Here is a 7,725-nt window from a genome sequence, read left to right as displayed (position 1 = left end):
GGACAAGGATGCCTCTACCAGTAGGAGTCAGGCGGGCATTACGGTGGACCATGAAGACCTCTTAGTCGTTCGGTGTGTGTGGTAACCACCAACCTAAGAGGTCTTCACCCTTTCAACATGTAACCAACGTCCTGGCCGAGTACAGCTAGGCCGCGAGCCGCCGGACCCGGGGAGCCGGCGCCGCTTCCGCCGGCGCCACGATGCTGAGCTGGCATTCGGCCTGAAGCGGGTCAATGGCGGCCGGCAGATGGTGGGAGGCTGAGCACGCCCGCAACTGCTCAAGGGCCGCGGGTTCCACCACGGCGTGGCTGACATCCAGCACCAGGTGGAGTCCTTCTTTCAGGTGGTTTGCCCGCTTGACCACCACATACAGGGCTTGGAGGCTTCTCGCCGTCACATGTCCCTGTGCTGCTACTTCCGCCTGCCCGCAATCGAGGTCAAGCCTGACAAGAACCCGGAGTTTGTGGTTCAAACGATTCCCCCTGTTCGTGCATGTAACGCTTGGCCGCGACGCTGCGACCGTTTTGGCCGCGACGCTGCGACCGCCCCCAGCCTAGGCAGGGAGTGTGACGCAGGCAACACTCGGCTTCACATCCGGGAAACCTCACGTTATCTGCCGCTTTGTTGGGCCCAAGGTGTTGATTGCCGGCCCCGGTGTCCTGTATTGGGCCCCCATACTGTAAAGGTGGCGGCACAGCGCCCGTTCCGCACGGTGCCCGCACTTGGGGTCCTTGGACCCATGATCCGCGGCGGGCAGCGGTGATAACCTCCGCGCATGGAGAGCGGTCCGGAGCCAGCAGCTGCGGCTTCCGCGGCGCCCCCGCCCCCGGCCTCAACACCCGCCTCATCACCAGAGAACGGCCGCCGACGCCGGACAATCCTCCTCCTGGCAGTGCTGCTCGTGCTCGCCATCGCAGCCTCGGTTGCGGCGTACGTTCTCACCCGGCCCGCGCCGGTAACCCCGGCCCCGGCCGGAGCCGGAGCACCGGCGCCTGCTGCCGTGCCTTCCGCGCCGGCCAGCCCCACCGCGACGCCGGAACCACCCGCCGTCGCCCTGAACATCTTGCTGATCGGGAGCGACAGCCGGGTCAACCAGCGGGCGCCGGCGGCCACCGGCAAAGCCTCGGACCAGCGCGGAGACGCCCTGGTCTTCATCCACCTCCCGGCGGACCGGCGGGGCGTCTACGGCATCTCGATCATGCGCGACCTGTGGGTCGACATCCCCGGCTACGGCGAGGCAAAGATCAACTCGGCGCTGTCCCTGGGCGGGCTGTCCCTCATGACCCGGACGGTGGAGGCGCTCCTCGGCGCGCACATCGACCATGCGGTGATGCTGGATTTCGAAGGGTTCGCGGCCATGACAGACGCGCTCGGCGGTGTCGACGTCGACGTCAAGCAAGCGTTCACCGGCACCGTGGATGACAAAGTGCACTTTCCGGCGGGCGTCAACCGGCTCAACGGGCGCCAGGCTCTGGCCTTTGTCCGCGAGCGCCACGCGTTCGCCGATGGCGACTACCAACGAGTCCGGAACCAGCAGACTTTCCTGAAAGCCGTCATGGCCAAGATGGCGGCCGGGGGCGGCCTGGCGAACCGCGATACGGCACGGAAGCTCGTCAGAACCGTGCTTCCGCACGTGACCCTGGACCCGGGCTTCACCTTGGCGTCGCTGGAGGACCTCGCCTTTAGCCTCCGCAAAACTGCCCCCGGTCAGGGCGTGTTCTTCACGCTTCCGACAGCCGGTACCGGGTTCAGCCGCGACGGCCAGTCGATCGTCCTGGAGGATCCTGCCGCGACCGCCGCGCTCTCCGCCGCGCTGCGCTCGGAAACCCTCGCCCGCTACGTGGCGGCCAACAATCTGAAGAACGGCAATTGAGGCGCCGCTCTTCGGTACATTGGGTCCATGACCCAGACTCCCGCGCAGCCGTCCCCGCAGCCTCCCGCCGCCAAGAAGATCCCCGCCCTTCGCACCCACCACGGCGACACGTTCGAGGACAACTACGAATGGCTGCGCGACAAGGAATCCGCGGAGGTCGTGGACCTGCTCAAGGCGGAGAACGCCTACCAAGAGGCCGTGACCGCGCACCAGGAGCCGCTGCGCGAGGCCATCTTCCAGGAAATCAAGGGCCGCACCCAGGAGACAGACCTCTCCGTCCCCAACCGCAAGGACGGCTGGTGGTACTACACCCGCTCGGTGGAGGGCAAGGAGTACGGCATCCACTGCCGCGTCCGCGGCCAGGACACCGGAGATCGCGTGGCGGACTGGACTCCCCCGGCCGTCGAGGCGGGCGTCGGGATCCCCGGCGAGGAAATCCTGCTCGATGGCAACCTCGAGGCGGAGGGCCAGCCGTTCTTCGCCGTCGGCGGGGCCGCCACGACCATCGACGGCACCCTCTACGCCTACGCCGTGGACAACGCCGGCGACGAGCGCTTCACGTTGCGCATCAAGGACCTGCGCACCGGCGAACTGCTGCCCGACGTGATTGAGAACGTCTTTTACGGCATCTCCTTCTCCCCCGACGGCGGCCGGATCTTCTACACCGTGGTAGACGATGCCTGGCGGCCCTACCAGGTGAAGTCCCACGTACTCGGCACCCCCGTCGGCGAGGACGAGGTGATCTATCAGGAGGACGACGTCGCTATGTGGCTCGGCTTCGAGCTCTCCGCCGACCGGCGCCACCTGGTGCTGAGCATCGGCTGCTCCGAGTTCAGCGAAACCCGCCTGCTGCGCTTTGACGACCCCGACGCCGGGCTGCGCACCGTGATCTCCCGCGACGAGCGCATCCTGTATGAGGCCGAACCGTTCCTGCTGCCGGACGCCGCCGGCCGGGGCCAGGAGCGGATCCTGCTGACCCACAACAAGGACGCCATCAATTCCATGGTCTCGCTCGTGGACCCGGCCGAGCTCGCCAAGCCGCTCGCCGAGCAGCACTGGAGCACCGTCGTCGCCCACTCCGACCAGGTCAGGGTCAACGGCGCCGGGGTGACCTCCACCCATGCCGTGGTCTCCGTCCGCAAGGACACCATTGAGCGCGTCCAGGTCCTGCCGCTGGCCGGGCTCGGCACCCCGGAGCAGGGCGCGGCGGTGGAACCGGCCTTCGACGAGGAGCTGTACACGGCCGGCGTCGCGGGTTCAGACTACGAGGCGCCCGTCATCCGGATGGGCTACACGTCCTACTTCACGCCCTCCCGGGTCTACGACTTCGTCCTGCCCACCGCGGAACTTCCGGCCGGCGAGCTCCTGCTCCGCAAGGAGAGCCCCGTGCTGGGCGGCTACACGGCGTCGGACTACGTCGCCACCCGGGAATGGGCCACCGCCGGGGACGGGACCAGGATTCCGCTGTCAGTCCTCCGGCACGCCTCCGTCCGTCGGGATTCGACGGCGGCCGGCCTGGTGTACGGCTATGGCTCCTACGAAATGAGCATGGACCCGGGCTTCGGAATCCCCCGGCTGTCCCTGCTGGACCGGGGCATCGTGTTTGTCATCGCGCACATCCGCGGCGGCGGCGAGCTGGGCCGGCACTGGTACGACGACGGCAAGAAGCTGCACAAGAAGAACACCTTCACCGATTTCCTCGCGGCCACCGACTGGCTCGCCGGTTCCGGCTGGGTGGACCGGGCCCGGATCGCGGCGATGGGCGGCTCGGCGGGCGGCCTGCTGATGGGCGCCGTCGCCAACCTCGCCCCGGAAAAGTACGCGGCGATTGTTGCGGCCGTCCCGTTCGTGGATGCACTGACCACCATCCTGGACCCCGAGCTGCCGCTCTCGGCGCTGGAATGGGAGGAGTGGGGCAACCCGATCACGGACCCGGAGGTGTACGCCTACATGAAGTCGTACACGCCCTACGAGAACGTCCGCGCCGCGGCCTACCCGAAGGTCGCCGCGGTCACATCGTTCAATGACACCCGGGTGCTGTACGTGGAGCCCGCCAAATGGGTGCAGCGGCTGCGCGAAGTGAACACCGGCAGCGAGCCGATTGTCCTGAAGATCGAGATGGAAGGTGGCCACGGCGGAGCCTCCGGCCGGTACGTGCAGTGGCGCGAGCGGGCCTGGGACTACGCGTTCGTGGCCGATTCACTCGGCGCCACCGAGCTGCTGCCGGGAGCCGGGCTGAAGTGAGACCACCCCCATCGGGTGCTCCGTAGGCGCCCTTCTGGACGTCCAGTGCGGCAGTTACGGAGCAACCGAGGGGTGTCCGATACCCAATTAATGCTCATCATGCTTACTATTGACCCCGTGTTAGGCACATCGATGGAGAAACTGCTCACCGGGGGCAGCAGACACCGTGCCGGATATGGAGTTTGTTATGAGTGCTGAGCAGGGAATGACCCCATTGACTGATGACGAGCTGATGGCGCAGGGCGGCACGGCCCTCCCGGACAAGGAAGTTGCCTCCGTCCTGGACCTGAACGCCGACCTGAACCTGGGGATCAGCGCCGCGGCGCCGATCGACCTCGGCGTCGCAGCCAACGCAAACGTCGCCGCCCCGATCGACGCCGGCGCGTCCGCTAACGTCCTCTCCTTCGGATCCGAATCGCAGGCCCTGGCCGATCAGGGGACCCTCATCAACCAGGGCATCACGGGCGATGCCACTGCGCATTCCGTGCAGGACAGCGGCATCGACCAGGGCGCCGGCACCGACGCTGCTCCCGCCACCACGGACCCCGCCACCACGGATCCGGCCGCCACGGCTTCCGCGGCCACGGATCCGGCAGCAACCGTCCCGGCCGGTACCACCGACGGCGGCGTCCTCCCCGGCGGCACCACTCCGGATCTCGGCGCGGCGGGCGCGGGTGCCCCCGGCGCCCTCAACGGCAACCTGCTCAACGTCAACGTGAACCTGGACGCGAATGCGGGCATTGCAGCCCCCATCAACGGTGCGGTGGCCGCCAACGCCAACGTGGCCGCACCCATCGATGCGGCCGTCGGCGCCAACATCGGCTCCATCGACAGCAACGCGTTCGCCGTGGCCCATCAGGATGCCATCATTAACCAGGACATCCACGGCGATGCCACGTCTTCGGCCGATCAGCAGTCCACCCTGAAGCAGTAGCACCTCGATGAGCAATGTGCACGGAGGGCCGTCCGCGCAGGACGGCCCTCCGGTCCTGCCCGCCACCGGCGGCACTGCTGCTGGACCTGCCGCTGGACCTTCAGGCCCGGCGTCGTCCGTTGCCGGCACGCCGTCGTCGGTTGCGGTCGGCCAGCAGCCGGTTCCGGTGCGGGCCGCCGGCGTCCAACTGATCGGCGAGGCGAAGGGCTCCGGCTACAAGGAAGCCCCGTCCCTGGTGCGCCGCGCCGACGGCCAGACCATTCAGCTCACCCGGCTGCTGTACCTCGTCCTCGAGGCGATCGACGGCCAGCGCGGCCCGGAGGAAATCGCCGGCCGCGCCAGTGAAGGCTTCGGCCGGCTGGTCAGCGCCGAGAACGTCCAGACGCTGATCACCTCACAGCTTCTGCCACTGGGGTTGCTGCAGCTGGCCGACGGCTCCCAGCCCGAAGTCAAGAAATCCAACCCGCTGCTGGGCATGCGCTTCCGGTACTCGGTGACCGACCCGGAACGCACCCGCAAGCTCACGGCGCCGTTCGCCCGGCTCTTCAGCCCCCTGATCGTGGTTGCCGTGACCGCGGCCTTCCTCGCCACCTGCTGGTGGGTCCTGATGGTCAAGGGGCTGGCCTCGGCCACGCATGAGGCCTTCGCCAACCCCGGCCTGGTCCTGCTGATCCTGGTGGTCACAGTATTCTCGGCCGGTTTCCATGAGTTCGGCCACGCAGCCGCCGCCCGCCGCGGCGGGGCCACGCCCGGCGCCATGGGCACGGGCCTGTACCTGATGTGGCCGGCGTTCTACACGGATGTCACGGATTCCTACCGGCTCGGGCGGGGCGGCCGCATCCGCACCGACCTTGGCGGGCTGTACTTCAACGCGATTGTGGCAGTCGCGATCATGGGCATCTGGTGGGCCACGGGCTTCGATGCCCTGCTGTTGGTGGTGGTCACCCAGATCCTGCAGATGGTCCGGCAGCTGATGCCGATGGTCCGGTTTGACGGTTACCACATCCTGGCCGACGCCACCGGCGTCCCGGACCTGTTCCAGCGCATCAAACCCACCCTGCTGGCCCTCGTGCCGTGGCGCAAAACAGATCCCGAAGCCCTGCTCCTGAAGCCCTGGGCACGGGCCGTGGTCACGGTCTGGGTGCTGGTCACGGTGCCCCTGCTGGTCTTCAGCATGGCCACCATGGTGCTCACCCTTCCGCGCGTCCTGGGCACCGCCTGGGACAACGGCCTGAAGCAGCAGGCCATGCTCGCCCACAGCATCTCCACCGGGGACATCGCCGACGCCGCCGTGCGGGTGATCGCGATCGCCTGCCTGGCACTGCCAGTGCTGGGGATTTTGTACATCCTCCTGCGCCTGGTGCGCCAGTTGGTCACCGGGCTGTGGCAGAAAACCCGGGGCAAGACCCTGCAGCGCGCCACCGCCATCGTTGCGATCGCGGCCGTTACGGCCGGCCTCGCCTGGGCCTGGTGGCCCGGCGCCGAGACCTACCGTCCCGTCCAGCCCTACGAGCGCGGCACGCTGGCCGACGCTACCAGGGCAGTCTTCCCGGCCTCCGCCACCGGCCAGATGGCAGAGGGCCAGTCGGGAAAGACCGTTGCCTTGTGGCCGGAGGGCGCCCGCATGCCCACACGCGACGAGCCGCAGCTGAGCATGGTCCTGGTACCCCGCCAGTCGGGCACCTCCGGCACCGCGGGCACGCCCGGTACCGCGGGCACGTCCGGCACCGCGGGTGCCCCTTCCTGGGTCTTCCCCTTCGACAAGCCCGCCGCACCCGCGGACGACGGCAACCAGTCCCTCGCGGTCAACACCACTGACGGGTCCGTGGTCTACGACGTCGCCTTCGCGCTGGTCTGGGCCGACGACGGCGGCACCGTGGACACCAAGAACGAGGCCTATGCCTTCGCCAGCTGCGCGGACTGCGCCGCCGTGGCCGTTGGCTTCCAGGTGGTCCTGATCGTGGGCCAGACAAACGTGATCGTCCCGGAGAACCTCTCGGCGGCGGCCAACTACAACTGCGTCCGGTGCCTCACCTATGCCCTGGCCAGCCAGCTGGTCCTCACCCTCGACGGGCCCCTGAGCAGCGACGGCATGGCCAAGCTCAACGCACTCTGGCAGGAGATCACCGCCTACGGCAAGGACCTGAAGAACCAGCCGCTCTCCGAGATCCAAAGCCGGCTCAGCGCGTACAAGGAACAGATCATGGCAGTCATCAAGGCCGATCCCAGCGCCACCCCGGCAAGATCCGGCGGCACGGACACGACGCCGACCGCCACACCAACCTCGGGGGCGTCTCCGGCAGCAACCCCGGGCAACACGCAGGCCCCGCCCCCGGCCAGCAGCGGGACCGGAGCCACGACGCCGGCCGGCACGGCACCAGCCCCGGCACCGCCAGAGCCCGTACAGACCGGGCAGCCCGGGCAGCCCGCGGGCACCGGTACGGAACCGGCGACCGCGCCGGCTCCCACGCCGGACACGGCCTCACCCGTCCCGACCCCTACTGCGCCTCCCGCTCCCTAGCTCCCTAGGTGTACTCAGCCAGCAGGTTGGTTACATCTGCTGATGGGTGCTCGTCCTCCGAGTGCGCTGTGGTTGCGGCGGTGGTTGTAGAAGTCTAGCCAGCCGGTGAGGGCCTGTGTGCGGTGGTCGCTGGAGTCGTAGGCGTTCTTGTAG

The 7,725-nt window shown here is 68.3% G+C and carries 6 protein-coding genes; 4 read left to right on the top strand and 2 right to left on the bottom strand.

Annotation, left to right across the window (positions count from 1 at the left end; genetic code table 11):
* Positions 1-145: 145 nt before the first annotated feature.
* Positions 146-472 (bottom strand): hypothetical protein, encoded by a 327-nt coding sequence (locus AB4Y72_RS19490; RefSeq protein WP_441427784.1) that lies wholly within the window; start codon positions 470-472, stop codon positions 146-148.
* A 420-nt stretch (positions 473-892) separates the two neighbouring features.
* Between AB4Y72_RS19490 and AB4Y72_RS19485 the strand changes: the two genes are divergently transcribed.
* The 4 genes from AB4Y72_RS19485 (at position 893) to AB4Y72_RS19470 (ending at position 7,572) form a co-directional block, all read left to right on the top strand.
* On the top strand, positions 893-1,873 hold the full coding sequence (locus AB4Y72_RS19485; RefSeq protein ID WP_441427783.1) for an LCP family protein: 981 nt from the start codon (positions 893-895) through the stop codon (positions 1,871-1,873).
* A gap of 27 nt (positions 1,874-1,900) precedes the next feature.
* Positions 1,901-4,117 carry a S9 family peptidase gene (locus AB4Y72_RS19480; protein WP_441427782.1) on the top strand — a complete coding sequence of 739 codons (2,217 nt, stop codon included), beginning with the start codon at positions 1,901-1,903 and terminating at the stop codon, positions 4,115-4,117.
* A gap of 187 nt (positions 4,118-4,304) precedes the next feature.
* Positions 4,305-5,051, top strand: a complete 747-nt coding sequence (locus AB4Y72_RS19475; RefSeq protein WP_441427781.1) for a peptidoglycan-binding protein — start codon at positions 4,305-4,307, stop codon at positions 5,049-5,051.
* A 7-nt stretch (positions 5,052-5,058) separates the two neighbouring features.
* Positions 5,059-7,572, top strand: a complete 2,514-nt coding sequence (locus AB4Y72_RS19470; protein ID WP_441427780.1) for a hypothetical protein — start codon at positions 5,059-5,061, stop codon at positions 7,570-7,572.
* A 14-nt stretch (positions 7,573-7,586) separates the two neighbouring features.
* On the opposite strand, the gene AB4Y72_RS19465 is transcribed toward AB4Y72_RS19470, so the two are convergent.
* On the bottom strand, positions 7,587-7,725 hold a 139-nt coding region (locus AB4Y72_RS19465), incomplete at its 5' end, for an integrase core domain-containing protein (RefSeq protein ID WP_441424568.1).

This window comes from Arthrobacter sp. YAF34 (assembly GCF_052113245.1).
GTDB lineage: Bacteria > Actinomycetota > Actinomycetes > Actinomycetales > Micrococcaceae > Arthrobacter.
This window is presented reverse-complemented; position numbering and strand designations above follow the sequence as displayed.

Bases quoted from the DNA above. Each gene is read 5' to 3' on its own strand.
- AB4Y72_RS19480 (WP_441427782.1), top strand. From the start codon at position 1,901: ATGACCCAGACTCCCGCGCAGCCGTCCCCGCAGCCTCCCGCCGCCAAG.
- AB4Y72_RS19475 (WP_441427781.1), top strand. From the start codon at position 4,305: ATGAGTGCTGAGCAGGGAATGACCCCATTGACTGATGACGAGCTGATG.
- AB4Y72_RS19470 (WP_441427780.1), top strand. From the start codon at position 5,059: ATGAGCAATGTGCACGGAGGGCCGTCCGCGCAGGACGGCCCTCCGGTC.